Below are 13,882 nucleotides of genomic sequence, written 5' to 3' on the forward strand. Positions count from 1 at the left end.
GCGGCACAGCCGGCGCATGGCTGCGCCCTCTTTCAGGACGCAGCCTTCATCACATGACCGGTTCCGGCACCGACCGCACCCGCCCGTCCATCGCGGGACAGGCCCCCATCGTCATTCTCGTCGAACCGCAGCTCGCCGAGAATATCGGCATGTGCGCACGGGCCATGGCAAATTTCGGCCTGACCGAATTGCGCCTCGTCGCACCGCGCGATGGCTGGCCGAGTGGCGGCGGCCTGAAGAAAGGCGCGACCGCGGCCGCCTCCGGCGCCACCCACATCCTCGACAATGCCCGGCTCTTCCCCGATGCCGCCGCGGCTATCGCCGACCTCAACCATGTGCTGGCGACGACCGCCCGCGAGCGCGGCCAGATGAAGCGCGTCTTCACCCCGGCCGAGGCGATGCCGAATCTCTCGGAGCGCATCGCCTCGGACGAGCGCGTCGGCATCCTGTTCGGGCGCGAGCGCATCGGCCTGACCAATGAGGAGATCAGCTTTGCCGACGCGATCCTGACCTTCCCGGTCAATCCGGCGTTCGCCTCGCTCAACCTGGCGCAGGCGGTGCTGCTCTGCGGCTACGAATGGCTCAAGGCGAGCGGCGGCGAGCCGCCCTTCCGCGAGAACAACCCCTCCCCGCCGGCGAGCCGGGCCACCGTGCTTTCGATGTTCGACTATCTCGAGGGTGAGCTCGAGCGCTGCGGCTTCTTCCCTCCGGGCAAGAAGCCGGTCATGACCGCCAATCTGCGCGACATCCTGCATCGGCTCGACATGACCGAGCAGGAAGCGCGCACCCTGCGCGGCGTCTTCAAATCGCTGGCCGAAGGACCGAGAGCCGGCCGCGGCGAACCGAAGGCCTGACAGTCTCCGAATGAAAACGCCGCCGCAGAACCTGCGGCGGCGCTTTGCAATTGTCAGCTCGCGAAGACCTCAGCTTCCCGAGCGCCCGGCGAGCTGCGGCACGAACATGTCGCTCCACTTGGCCGGCTTGACCTTGATCGAGCCGGCCTTGTGCATGAACTCGGTGAACTTCATCACGCCTTCGGGCGTCGCGGTGAAGCGCGCATCCTTGTCCTCGATCATCTCCTGGACCTCGGCCGCGTCGACCTTGACCTTCGAGCTCTTGGCGAAGATCTCGGCCGCCAGCTTCTTGTCCTTGGCGATCAGTGCGGTGGCGTCGTCCATCGCGTCGATGAAGGCCTGCGTCATCTTCGGGTTGGCGTCGACGAACTTCTTCGGCGCGAAGGTGACGTCCAGCGTCAGGTTGCCGAGATAGTCGACCGAGTTGAGCACACGGTGGATGCCGGGGCTCTTCGCCTCGATGTACTGGAAGGGCGGCGAGGTGAAATGCGCCTTGATCTCGGTCTTGCCGCCAATCAGTGCCGCCAGCGCCTCCGGATGCGGCAGGCTGACCGTCATCGGGTCCATCTTGGCATAACTGGCATCGCCGAATTCCTTGGCCGCGATCATCTGCAGCACCACCGCGGCGAGCGAGGTCTTGATCCCCGGCAGCGCGATCTTGTCGGCCGTGGTGAAGTCCTTCAGCGCCTTCAGCTCCGGCTTGTTCGACATCAACCAGAGCGAGGTCGAGCTCATGCCGGAGACGCCGACGACCTCGACGCCCGGAATGCCCTTGGCCTTGGCCCAGAGCGTGACGAACCCGGGGGCGCCGGTGCCGGCGAAATCGAGCGTGCCGGCCATCATCGCGTCGTTGATGACGTTGCCGCCGTCGAGCATCAGCCAGTTGACCTTGACGTCGCCGAGCCCGGCCGCCTTGGCGCGCTTCTCCAGGAACTGCTGATCCTGCATCACGATCAGCGGCAGATAGAGGATGCCGAAGCCCTTGGAGATGCGGACCTCGCTGACCTCGGCCCGGGCCGGGGCGATGAAGGCGGCGCCGAGTGCCAGGGCCGTGATTGCGGCACGAAGACAGGTCTTGAGTTTCATTGGGTTTTCTCCCTCTGAGTGACGGCCGTTCGGCCTTCTGATGCGGATAGTCAGTGCTGCATGCCCCAGCGGCGGATGGTCTTGCGCTCGATGGTGGCGAAGATGACGTTCTCGACGAACAGGCCGATCAGGATGACCGTGAACAGGCCGGCAAAGACGTTCGCAGTCTCGAGCTGGTTGCGGTTCTCGAAGATGAACCAGCCGAGGCCGCCGGAGCCCGAGGACACGCCGAAGACGAGCTCGGCCGCGATCAGCGTGCGCCAGGCGAAGGCCCAGCCGACCTTGAGGCCGGTCAGGATCGCCGGGAAAGCGGCCGGGATCAGGATCAGCCGCACCAGCTTCAGTCCGCGCAGGCCATAGTTCTGGCCGACCATGCGCAGCGTGTTCGAGACCGAACGGAAGCCGGCATGGGTGTTGAGCGCGATCGCCCAGAGCACCGAATGCACCAGCACGAAGATGATGCTGCCGGTGCCAAGCCCGAACCAGATCAGCGCCAGCGGCAGGAGCGCGATCGCCGGCAGCGGATTGAACATCGAGGTTAGCGTCTCCAGCAGGTCGGCGCCGATGCGCGAGCCGATCGCCAGCGTGGTCAGGAGCGCGGCGAGGCCGATGCCGATGCCGTAGCCGATGACCAGCGTCTGCAGCGAGACCAGCATGCGCTGGGGAATGATGCCGTTGACGATGTTGCCGACGAAGGCCTCGACCGTCTGGCCGAAGGTCGGGAACAGCAGGGGATTGCCGAGCCAGCGGCCATAGAGCTCCCAGGCCAGGGCAAGGACGGCGAGGATGAAGGCCTTGCGGACAAAGCCTATGCGATAGATCCGCTCGGCGAGGCCGATCGATTTGGCCACCACGGGCGCATCGCTGGAATGAACCTCGCGGATGATTTCGGGGCGGAAGCTGACGAGATCGGTCATGACGGTCACCTCCGGCTCAATGATGAGCGAACAGCATGTCGTTGATGCGGGTTTCGAGCTCGGCCTGCTTGCCGGTGCCCAGTTCCTCGGGCGGCACGCTGTTGAGCTCGGCTTTGACCTCGCCGGGATGCGGCGAGAGCAGCAGGATGCGGGTGCCGATGCGGATCGCCTCCTCGATCGAATGGGTGACGAAAAGCACGGTGAACCTGGTGTCGTCCCAGAGCCGCAGTAGCTCGTCCTGCATCTTGCGACGGGTCAGCGCGTCGAGCGCCGCGAAGGGCTCGTCCATCAGCAGCACGTCAGGCTCCATCGCCATGCCGCGGGCGATCGCGACGCGCTGCTTCATGCCGCCGGACAGCATGTGCGGATAGCTGTCGATGAACTTGGCGAGGCCGACCTTCTCGATATAGGAGCGCGCCCGCTCCTCGGCCTCGGCCGGCGTCGCCCGGCCCGAAGCCGTCAGCGCGAAGACGACATTCTCGCGCACCGTCTTCCACGGCAGCAGCTGGTCGAATTCCTGGAACACCATCATCCGGTCCGGACCGGGGCCGGTGACCGCGCGCCCTTTCAGGGAAATCTCTCCCTCCACCGGCGAAAGGTAGCCGCCGATGGCCTTGAGCAGGGTCGACTTGCCGCAGCCGGAGGGTCCGAGCAGGACGAAGCGGTCGGACGGGTAGACGTCGAACGAGACCTGCCGCGTCGCGGTGACCACGACGTCGGGCGTCTTGTATTGCAGCGTCACGCCCTCGACGGAGAGGAGCGGCGTCGCGGATGCGGCATCGAACGGGGCTAGCATGAACCCTCCCTTGCTTCGTTTCCCAGCGCACTTATGGGCGCTTGCCGGATGGGATAGCCTGCTCCGCTGACACCAACCTGACTCAGGCGAACGGAGACCCAGGGCTTGCGCATCCTCGTCGTCGAAGACACGGCCGACATTGCCGAAGCCGTCGTGATGCGGCTCGAGAAGATCGGCCACGCCGTCGACTGGGAGCAGGACGGCCAGACCGCCGCCGAGTTGATCGAGGTCCAGGCCTATGACCTCGTCATCCTCGACCTGACATTGCCGGGGCAGGACGGGCTCGCCATCCTGAAAGGCATGCGGGCGCGCAAGCTCAAGACGCCGGTGCTGGTGCTCACCGCCCGCTCGCATGTCGACGAGCGCATCGGCGCGCTCGACCTCGGCGCCGACGACTATCTGATCAAGCCCTTCGACTATGGCGAGCTCGAAGCCCGCGCCCGGGCGCTACTGCGCCGCAGCGCCGGGCAATCCGACAATCTCCTGCGCGTCGGCCCGCTCGTGATCGATCGCGCCGGCCGCATCGCCAGCATCGGCGACCGCCCGCTCAACCTGACGCGACGCGAGCTCACCGTGCTGGAGATCCTCGCCGCCCGGCCCGAACGCATCGTGCCGAAGGAGGAGCTGGTCGAGCAGCTCTTCAATTTCGAGCAGGAGGCGAGCCCGAACGCCGTCGAGCAGTTCGTGGCGCGGCTGCGGCGCAAGCTCGCCGACGCGCCGATCGAAATCCGCACCCTGCGCGGGCTGGGCTATCAACTTGCCGCTCTCTGACCTGCGCCTCTCGCTGCGCGCCCGCATCATCGCCGTGCTCTCGGCAGTGCTGGCGGGCGGAGCCGTCGCGCTCGGGCTGATCGCCTGGCATTCCGCCGAGCTCGCGGCGCAGCAGGCCTATGACCGGCTCCTTTCCGGCGGCGCCGTCCAGATCGCCGAGAACGTCTACCTCCAGGGCGGCGTGCTGACGCTCGACCCGCCGGCCTCTGCGATCGCGACGCTCTCCGATTACGACCTCGTCTTCTACAAGGTCGTCGATCCCCGCGGCATCGTCGTCGCCGGCTATGAGGACCTGCGATCGCAAGCGACCTGGGAGGCGACGCGCAGCGGCGTCGTGCTCGAGGATGGCATCTATCAGGGCCATCCGGTCCGGATCGCGACGCTGTCGCGCCGCTTCGACGATCCGCTCGCCGGCGGCTGGGCCACCATCGTCGTCGCGCAGACCATGCAGGCACGCATATCGCTGGCGCGCGACCTGACCTTCAAGGCGCTCGGCGTCATCGCGATCATGAGCGCGCTCGCGCTGCTGGCGACGGGCTTCGCCGTCCGGCTCGCGCTGAAGCCGCTCGCCCGCATCGAGCAGGAGATCGCAGGGCGAACTCCCGACGATCTCAGCCCGATCAAGACGCAGCCACCGGTCGAGGTCCGCAACCTCGTCGAGGCGATCGATGGCTTCATGCGCCGCCTCTCCGATCGCGTCGCCCTGATGCAGCGCTTCATCGCCGACGCCGCCCACCAGATCCGCACGCCGCTGGCAGCGCTCGATGCGCAGGTCGAGATCCTCTCGGCGACCGCACCGTCGCGGCGCAAGGCCGAGACGATCACACGCGTCCGCGAGCGCACCACCGAGCTCGGCCGGCTGACCGGCCAGCTCCTCGACCATGCCATGGTGATCCACCGGGCCGATGCGGCAGCGCTCGCCCCGGTCGACCTCAACGCCCTGGCCAAGACCGTGCTCAGCACCGCGGTGCCGCTGTCGCTGCCGCGCGAGGTCGACATCAGCTTCGAACCGGCGGTACCGGCGCCGATCATCCCCGGCGACGCCGTCAGCCTGCGCGAGGCGCTCGGCAATCTGATCGACAACGCCCTCGCCCACGGCGCCCATAGCCGTCTCCTCGTCAAGGTCGGCGCCGACGAGACACATGTCTGGATCGAGGTCGCCGATGATGGCGACGGCTTTTCCGGCTCGCTGGCGGAGCTGGCCCAGCCCTTCGCCAAAGGCGCGACGTCACATGGCTCAGGGCTCGGCCTCGCCATCGCGGCCGAGGTGGCACGGGCGCACAAGGGTGAGCTCACTTTGGCGCGCGAGGATGGGATGACGCGGGTCAGGCTCGTGCTTGCCGAGTAAGCCGGATGGCGAGCATCCGGCGAATGTCGTAAGCGCGGGAGAAGCGGCATGATCCTCGAACTGCACCACATCCAGCTGGCAATGCCGGAAGGCCGGGAAGAGGAGGCGCGGGCCTTCTACTGCAATGTTCTCGGCCTGCGCGAGGTCGACAAGCCCGAAGAGCTGCGCGCGCGAGGCGGCGTGTGGTTCGAGAGCGGAACGATCAAGGTCCATCTCGGCGTCGAGACGCCGTTCTCGCCGGCAAGGAAAGCGCATCCGGCATTCCGGGTGGAGAGCCTGGAACAGGCGATCGCCACACTACGACTGAATGGCGTCAAAGTTCGGCCTGATGTCGATCTGCCGGGCATCAGGCGAAGCTATGTCGACGATCCCTTCGGAAATCGCATCGAGCTGCTCGAGTTGACCTAGCAGAGCGGCTGATTCCCGACCCAATTGCGGGCATTTGCAGTGTCCGGATTCGGGGGCCTGGCTGGCAAACAGCCTGACGTGATGGATGGCGTTTCGCGATCGACTGGCGCTGACGCCGGGGCGCTGACGCTCCGCGTTGCAATGATCAGCCTCTCACCTTTTGTCAGCCTTGAGCTCAAGCTCAAACGGACCGTGAGGCGGCCGAGGCGATGTGTTCAGCGCAAGAGGTTCGGGGGCAATGGCGGCTCTTCGCTGAGCAGCGTGATCCTCACCCGCCGGTTCGGCGAGATGTAGGGATTGTCGGGGAAGACCGGCTCGGTGTCGGCGCGTCCCACCACGGAAGCGAAGCGGTCATTGGGGAACCCTGCGCCCGACAGGATCTCGCGGACGGCGAGCGCGCGCCCGGTGGTCAGGCTCCAGGGCTCGGCGCCCGCCGCCGCGCCCGGGCGCGTGGCGGCCGTGTGGCCGGTGATGGCCAAGCGGTTGGGCAGGCGGCGCAGAGTCGGCGCGAGCGTCTCCAGCACGCGACGGGTGCTCGGATAGGGTTGGACCGAGCCCTCGGGGAACATGGAGCGGCCGGACTCGTCCATGAGGGCGACATCCAACCCCTCCTTGGTCGGCTCGATCACGATGTTGCGCGACAGATCGGCAATTTCGGGCATGCTCTGGAGCGCCTGCCGGAGGCTGGCTATCGCGCTGTGGCTGGCCTGCTGGCCGGCAGCCGAGCGGTTGGCCTCGCGGTCGCCGGTGCCGCCGGAGCTGGTCCGGCGCGCTTTGTCCTCCGGCCTGCTGGTCCCCGTCGCCGCCTCGCGTGGCGGCGACGGCTTGCTGCCTGACTTGTCGAGGGCGGTGCCCCACAGCATGCCGCCAGCGCCACTGGTGCTGGGGCTCAAAGACCCCGGCGCGAAATACTCCGCCAGGCCTTCCTTCTGCTCCTGCGTCGTCATGCTGATCAGCCACATCAGCAGAAAGAACGCCATCATGGCGGTCACGAAGTCCGCATAGGCGATCTTCCAGGCGCCGCCATGGTGCGCATGAGCGGCCTTCTTGACCTTCTTGACGATAATCTGCTGGACGGGCTTGGTCATCGGGTCCCTGCTGGAGATTGAGCCGGATCTAGGCGGCCAGTTTGGCGGTTGCCGCTTCCACTTCGCTGAAGGTCGGGCGGACGTCGCTCATCAGAGCCTTGCGAGCAAATTCGACCGCCATCACCGGCGGCTGGCCGCTGATATGGGCGAGGAGACCCGCCTTGAGCGACAGGAAGTATTTGGCTTCCGCCTCGAAGGTGCTCTTGAGCGACGCCGCCATCGGCGCGAAGAAGCCGTAGGCGACGAAGACGCCGAAGAAGGTGCCGACGAGCGCGCCGCCGATCAGATGTCCCAGCACCTCCGGCGGCTCCTTGATCGCCCCCATCGTCTTGATCACGCCGAGCACGGCGGCGACGATGCCGAGCGCCGGTGTTCCGTCGGCGATCGACTGCATGGCCGAAACGAGACGCTCCTGCTCCTGGTGGTGCGTCTCCAGTTCCTCGTCCATGAGCGCGTCGATCTCGTGGGCGTTGTTGGCGCCCAGCGTCAACATGCGCATGTAGTCGCAGACGAACTCGACTGCATGATGGTTCGCGGCAAATGTCGGGAAGGCATTGAACAGCGTCGACTTTTCCGGATTTTCAATGTGCTCCTCGACGGCGAGCATGCCCTTCTGCTTCACGAGCTTGTACAGCGAATACTGCATCCCCAGCAGTTCGACATAGCATTCCTGCGAGTACTTGGAGCCCTTCATGATCGTGCCGAGCATGGAGGGCACGGCCTTGAGGACCGGCGCGGGATTGCCGATGATGAAGGCACCGATCGCTGCGCCGAGGATGATGACGAACTCGAACGGCTGCCAGAGGACCTCGAGGTGGCCACCCATGGCCGCGTAACTGCCGAAGACGCAGACGAAGACAATGATTGCGCCGACGATCAGCCGCATGGTGTGTCACCCTCGCACCGCAGCAGCTACAGCCCGCGCGAAGCCACCACCCATCCGAGGAAATGACTGATCAAGGTTAAGGGCGAGTTAGGGGCATGGCAGGCCTGGGGCGACAAATTGGCCCAGGGGAGGACATCGGCGTGCAATGACGAGCCCGCGGCTCGCTTGGTGAGCAGCAACTCTTGCGAATGCCCGCAGAGGGCCGATCGCGGTTAGTAAGCAACGGTCGCCTGATTACATCTGCTTTCCGGCAGTAATCGAACGTCGGCTCTGGCCCTTAGCGGACGCTCGCTTTTCGCGTACCCCCCTCAGAACCTCACCGCGAGGTTTGCCTTGAAGGCGTGGTCCTGAGCGTCGTTTGCGAGCTGGGCTGTGTAGGAGGCGCCGAGGCTGACATTCGGACCGAGCCCGAGGTCGAGCCCGGCCTCGACCAGGGCGGCGTCCCGCGCGATCGGCAGGCCGGCGATGGCGAACGGGTTGCTGCCGGCGAAGGCGAGCGTCGTCTTCGGATCGACATCGCCGAAGGCATGGCGCCAGCCGAGCCCGCCGCGCAGGGTCAGGTCCATGCCGGAAAGCCGGGTCGTCGTCGCGGCGCGCAGGCCGAGCGTGGTGTAGCCGAGGCTGGTGTCGTCGCTGGCGGCCGAGAGAGCCGCGCTCCCGCCCCGTTCCTGGAAGCGATCGCTGCGCAGCACGACATAGGCCAGGCCGGCGAAGGGTTCGAGCGCAACCCGGCCCAAAGCGGTCTGGCCGAGATCGAGGCGATAGCCGAGCTCGCCGAAGGCCTGGGCCGTGCCGGCATCGTAATCGGCCCGCAAAGTATCGCCGAGCCCGGCCGAGACGATGCTGCGGCGGGTCGAGAGATCGTGCCAAGTGTAGCTCAGGCCGGCGCGCAGGTTCAGGGCGCCCCATTGCCCGCCACCATAGAGACCGAGATGGTAATTGTCGCTCTCGCCCGAGGAGAGCCGGCCGTTGACGTCGAACTTGCTGTGGCTGAAGCCGGCGACGACGCCAAGGCGCAGGGCCTCGAAGACGGCCGCATCGGCGCCGACCAGCAGGCCGCCGGTCGAACGCGAGAGGCTCGCGGCATTGCCGTCGCTGCGCGTGCGGCCCCAGGAGCCATAGCCCTGGCCCCAGACGGCAAAGCGCTCGGCCGAAGGCGGCTTCGGCAGCGGCCCCTTCACCGCCGGAGCGAGGTCGGCAGTGAAGCCGTAAGACAGCGTCGCCATCGGGGCGGCGCCGACCGCGCCGAAAGCCGAGCGCAAGCGGTCGTTCACCGCCGAGCGCACATGCCAGCTCTCGTCGACCAGCACGGTGCGGGCCGAGGCATGGATCTCGCCGGCGAGCTGGCGGAGCGCGCCTTGGCCCGCCTCGACCGTCGGCTGGTTGTAGACGCCGGTCTGGACGGCATTGCCGGTCGGCAGGCTGTCGATCGCCTGGCCGACCGCCTGCTCATTGCCAGTACCGCCGATGTTGCCGGCCGTCGCGGTCTGGACCACCGTCAGATAGGCATTGGTCGCGTCGCTGCTGTTGCGCAAAGTGAGGAAAGCCGTCAGCACCAGATCGCCGCTATAGCTGCCGGTCAGTCCGGTCGAAGTCAGGATGGTGTAGCGCTGGCCGGCGACATAGGTCGCGCCGGTGGTATTCACCACCGAGACCGTCGCGCCATTGGCGAGCGTCGCCGTCCCCTTCACGTCGATCCGGTCGGAGGTCGCGCTGCCCGGATCGATCTCGACCTCGTAGACCGCGCCGGCATTCTGGACATAGGCGCCGTTGACGGTGAGCGTGCCGATCGAGTTGCCCGGTGTGATCCTGGCACCCGAAGCCAGCGTCAGCGCCCCGACCGTACCCGATCCGCCGAGCCGCGCGCCCGACCCAACCGTCACCGCCGAGCCGGCAAGCGAGCCGTTCACGATCAGAGCGCCTTCGTCGACGCTGGTCGTGCCGGCAAAGCCGGAGCTGTCGCTGGTGATCGTCCAGGTGCCCGCGCCGATCTTCTCCAGCTTGTCGAAGCCCTGGTACTGGCTCATGCTGCCGATGCCGCCATCCAGCGTCCAGTTGTCGGCGCCGCCCAGACGCAGGACGTCCCGGGTGCCCGCGGCGCTCGCAACGACGTTGCCGATGATCTGCGAACCGGCCTGCAGCTCGAGGATGAGATTAACCCCGGCTGCCTGGTTGGACATTGAGATCGCGTTGGCCGCGCCGGCGCCGGCCCGGATCGTGCCGCTGTTGATGATCGAGATCGTCGATGGAAAATTGCTGTTCGTAATGGCGGCCGCGCCATTGCCGCCTTCGATGACGCCGGTGCCGAGATTGTAGATCGTCACTGGAGTAGCGGAGGCGCCGCGGCCGACGATCGCCGCCTCGCCTGGGCCTGCGACGGCCGACCCGCCGCGGATCGTGCCGTAATTGGTGATGGTCGCCGCCTTGCTGGTCGTGCTCACGTACACGCCCGCGCCGGTATGCCCGCCGGCTGTGCTGTTGCCGCCCTGAATGACGCCGCTGGCATTGTTGATCAGCGTCGCGCCGGTGTTGAGGATGTTGACGCCGGAGCCATTGTTGCCGAGGCCCGAGCCCGTCCCGGTGCCGCCGCTGACCGTGCCGTTGTTGACGAAGGTCACGACATTGAGGAGCGAGACGCCGAGGCCTCCGGAAGCGGCAGCCCCGCCGCTGATCGAGCCATTGTTGACGACCTGCCCGGAGCTGGCGCCAACCGTCGTGATGCCGCTGTTGACAACCAGGCCGGAGCTCCCGGTCCCGCCGACGAAGGTGCCGGAAATGATCAGCGAACCGCTCGGAAAATTGCCGTTGACGGTGATGCTGCTGGCTCCGGCTCCCGACAGGACGAACCCTTGCGTGTCGATCGTCAGCGACTTGGTGGGCGTTGCCAGATTGGGCGCGGTTGTGACCGTGAAACTCTGGGTGAAGACGATCGTCGAGCTTGCATCCGGGCTCGCATTCGCCGCGGCGATCGCGTCGCGCAGCTCTGTTTCGTTGCCGACGAGATAGGTCGCGGCCGGGGCCGCCGAGTTGGCCAAGCCCAGCGCCAAAGCAGCGAGGCTGACGGTGCGGAGAAATTGTCCTGCTGCGAAACCCTTCGAACCAGCGCGCATGCAACCCCCCGGTAGCCAGCGCCGCCTGAAACGATTCAAGCGGCGTACAACCATGACTAGAGTCGGCCCGCTAAGGGAATGTTAAGACCTGAGGCAAAAACCGCATCGGGGGCCTGCGTCCGATGCAGGCGCAGGCGGAACCCGCACCCCTGCCCTCGCGCAATAAAAAAGCCGGCCCCTCGGGGCCGGCTGAAGTGGTCTCGAAACTCGCCGCGCTCAGAACTGGTACTTGAGCGTCGCCTTCACGGTGCGGCCGGGCTCGCTGTAGTAGTCGCGCGGCTGCGGACGGGAGAGCGGCACGTTGGCGGCATCGAAGTACTTGCGATCGAAGATGTTGTAGACGCCGATCTGCAATTCGAGGTCGGCAATCTCCGGCATCGGGCGCCACCAGGCCGAGGCGTTGACGAGCGTATAGCCCGGTGCCTTGAAGCCGGTGCCGGCCTGGACCGTCGAGACGTCGTCGCGCTTGCCGGCCATCTTGGCCGAGATCTCGGCGCCCCAGCGATCCGTGCCGTAGGCGACGGCGACGATGCCCTGCATCGGCGGGATCGAGTTCAGGAAGATGTCGTCGGTCTTGTTGCGGCCGCGGGTATAGGCGAAGGAGCCGCGCACCAGCCAGTTCGGCGCGAAACCGTATTGCCCGTTGATCTCGACGCCCTGGATCTCGGCGCGCGGGATGTTGCGCAGGCCGACGATGCCGCCCTGCGGGTAGAGGCCCCCCACGCCCGCGGCCTGCTGCTGATACTGCTCGATATAGTTGCGGTAGCTGGTGTGGAAATAGGTGATCGAGCCGCCGAGCTGCTTGTCGCCGAAGCGGACGCCGACATCGACGCCGTTGCCCTCCTCCGGACGCAGGAGCGGATTGCCGGCGCGCAGATAGGTGCTCGGCCCGCCGAAGCGGCCATAGAGCTCGTCCGCCGTCGGCGCCCGGAAGCTCTTGGCCCATTGCGCGAACACGGTGACGTCCTTCACGAAAGGCGCGTTCTTCAGGATGTCGTATTCCAGCCTGACGCGCGGCGACCAGGCCGAGTCGCTCGACGACGGCGGCAGGCCGACCGGGCGCGAGCCGCCGGCTGAATAGGCCGGCGTCGTCTGCGGCTTCTCCTCATACCAGTCGAAGCGCACGCCGGGCGTGATACGCAGGCGGTTTTCGAGCAGGCCGATCTCGTCCTGGACATAGATGCCGACGAGGCGCCCATCGACATCGGGCTGGTCCGACTGGTTGGTGAACAGGTTGTTGCAGGTGGCGAGTGCGCCGGTGAACGAGCCGGAGGCCGGCCGCGTCGGGCAATTGTCGATGCCCGATGAATACTGCTTTAGCGACGACATGCGCAGCTCGGTGCCGAGCAGGACGCGATGCGAGAGCCCGCCAGTCTGCAGGTTCTTGATGACGTGGCCGTTGAAGCCGTAGGCGGTCTGCTCGTTCTCGTTGTCGCGGCCATAGGGCCCGATGATGCTGGTGTAGCGATAGGCGCTGACCAGGTCGTTGCGCTTCAGCCGCTGCCAGTACAGATTCGCATGCGCCTCGTCGATGAGGAGGCCACCGGGCTGCTTGTAGTCATAGGTCAGCGAGACACGGTTGCGCTCGACGTCCTCGCCGGTCTGGTAGGCACCCGGGCGGAAATTGCCCGTCAGCGACACCGTGCTGGTCCGGGTCTGGATCCGGTCGGCGCGCTTGAAAAACTCGCCGGTGATGCCGAAGCGATGGGCTTCGCCGACCTGCTGGTAGATCTTGCCGAGGAAGCTGTACTGGTTGAAATCGGCCGGGTTCGGCGCCGTGCGGGTCGCGCCGATCGACTTGTCGTTGCCCTTGCTGTCGATCTCGTGGCCGTTGCGGAAGCCGCCCTGCAGCAGCACTGATGTGTTGCCCATGCGCGCCGCAGCTGCCGCGCTGCCGAACCAGGCCCGGTCGGTGCTGTCATAGCCGGTCTTGGCGAGCGCTCCGTAGGAGCGCCCATTGCGGATGATGTCCTCGGGATCGAGCGTACGTACCGCTAGTGCGCCGCCCAGCGCGCCGCCGCCGAGCGTGGCGCCGCCGCTGCCGCCGCGCAGCAGGTCGAGCGAGGACAGCGAGTCGAAGTCGAAGGCGTTCGTGCCGGCGCGGTTGACGCGGGTGTCGATCAGGAAGGGCTGGCGGATGCCGTCGATCGTCGTCAGCACGCGCGCGCCGTCCAGGCCGCGAATGTTGAGCGAGCCGTTCTGACGGTTGAAGGTGATGCCCGCCTCGACCCGGTTCGACAGGTCCGTCAGGCTCTGCACCTGCTGACGGTCGAGCTGGGCGCGGGTGGTGGTGGTCGTCGTCGGCCCCTGCAACAGCGGCGCCGCCTCACGCTCGCCCTGCACGTTGATCTGGTCGAGCTGCACCTGCTCGGTGACCGCGGGCGGAGCGGGATTGCGTTGCTGCTGCGCCAGCGCCGGCGCCGCCGCCAGCATCAAGGCTCCAAGCGCCACGCCCCGGCGCAGCCCGCTGCAATTCATCCCCATCGCCCATGTCCTGTCGCTGAGAAGCAGATCGGCTTGCCAAACTGACTTGCCAAGTCGAATTGCTTTTTATAATCCGTGAAAACTAGGCCTTGCGCCTTACTTTCACCATCAGCGGTTATTAAAGCTCAATTTAA

The 13,882-nt window shown here is 66.6% G+C and carries 11 protein-coding genes; 4 read left to right on the forward strand and 7 right to left on the reverse strand.

Annotated features, from left to right (window positions below):
- Nucleotides 1-53 precede the first annotated feature (53 nt).
- Nucleotides 54-854, forward strand: coding sequence for an RNA methyltransferase (locus GV161_RS29090; RefSeq protein WP_152012746.1), 801 nt, complete (start codon nt 54-56; stop codon nt 852-854).
- A 69-nt stretch (nt 855-923) separates the two neighbouring features.
- Here the strand turns inward: GV161_RS29090 and GV161_RS29095 are convergent, their stop codons facing one another.
- From GV161_RS29095 to GV161_RS29105, 3 genes are read right to left on the reverse strand one after another with little or no spacing between them, the layout of a single operon-like run.
- Nucleotides 924-1,940, reverse strand: coding sequence for an ABC transporter substrate-binding protein (locus GV161_RS29095; protein WP_152012747.1), 1,017 nt, complete (start codon nt 1,938-1,940; stop codon nt 924-926).
- 50 nt (nt 1,941-1,990) lie between these two features.
- Nucleotides 1,991-2,857, reverse strand: coding sequence for an ABC transporter permease (locus GV161_RS29100; RefSeq protein ID WP_152012748.1), 867 nt, complete (start codon nt 2,855-2,857; stop codon nt 1,991-1,993).
- A gap of 16 nt (nt 2,858-2,873) precedes the next feature.
- Nucleotides 2,874-3,653, reverse strand: a complete 780-nt coding sequence (locus tag GV161_RS29105; RefSeq protein WP_152012749.1) for an ABC transporter ATP-binding protein — start codon at nt 3,651-3,653, stop codon at nt 2,874-2,876.
- A gap of 105 nt (nt 3,654-3,758) precedes the next feature.
- Here GV161_RS29105 and GV161_RS29110 point away from each other — a divergent pair, with 105 nt between their 5' ends.
- Genes GV161_RS29110 through GV161_RS29120 form a run of 3 tightly spaced genes read left to right on the forward strand, consistent with a single transcriptional unit; the run spans nt 3,759 to nt 6,180 of the window.
- Nucleotides 3,759-4,424 (forward strand): response regulator transcription factor, encoded by a 666-nt coding sequence (locus GV161_RS29110; protein WP_152012750.1) that lies wholly within the window; start codon nt 3,759-3,761, stop codon nt 4,422-4,424.
- Nucleotides 4,411-5,772 (forward strand): sensor histidine kinase, encoded by a 1,362-nt coding sequence (locus GV161_RS29115; RefSeq protein ID WP_244623923.1) that lies wholly within the window; start codon nt 4,411-4,413, stop codon nt 5,770-5,772. Before GV161_RS29110 ends, GV161_RS29115 begins: the two co-directional genes overlap by 14 nt.
- 48 nt (nt 5,773-5,820) lie before the next feature.
- Nucleotides 5,821-6,180, forward strand: coding sequence for a VOC family protein (locus tag GV161_RS29120; protein ID WP_152012752.1), 360 nt, complete (start codon nt 5,821-5,823; stop codon nt 6,178-6,180).
- A 215-nt stretch (nt 6,181-6,395) separates the two neighbouring features.
- Here GV161_RS29120 and GV161_RS29125 read toward each other — a convergent pair whose 3' ends face one another.
- From GV161_RS29125 to GV161_RS29140, 4 genes are all read right to left on the reverse strand, one after another.
- Nucleotides 6,396-7,268, reverse strand: a complete 873-nt coding sequence (locus GV161_RS29125; protein ID WP_152012753.1) for a flagellar motor protein MotB — start codon at nt 7,266-7,268, stop codon at nt 6,396-6,398.
- 28 nt (nt 7,269-7,296) lie between these two features.
- The gene (gene motA / locus GV161_RS29130) at nt 7,297-8,154 is read right to left on the reverse strand and encodes a flagellar motor stator protein MotA (protein WP_152012754.1); all 858 of its coding nucleotides are present in this window, start codon (nt 8,152-8,154) and stop codon (nt 7,297-7,299) included.
- 308 nt (nt 8,155-8,462) lie between these two features.
- Nucleotides 8,463-11,264, reverse strand: coding sequence for an autotransporter domain-containing protein (locus GV161_RS29135; RefSeq protein WP_159650518.1), 2,802 nt, complete (start codon nt 11,262-11,264; stop codon nt 8,463-8,465).
- Nucleotides 11,265-11,480: 216 nt separating this feature from the next.
- Entirely contained in the window at nt 11,481-13,748 is a 2,268-nt protein-coding gene (locus GV161_RS29140; RefSeq protein WP_152012756.1) for a TonB-dependent hemoglobin/transferrin/lactoferrin family receptor, read from the reverse strand.
- Nucleotides 13,749-13,882: the final 134 nt, after the last annotated feature.

The organism is Bosea sp. 29B, from assembly GCF_902506165.1.
Taxonomy (GTDB): Bacteria; Pseudomonadota; Alphaproteobacteria; order Rhizobiales; family Beijerinckiaceae; genus Allobosea.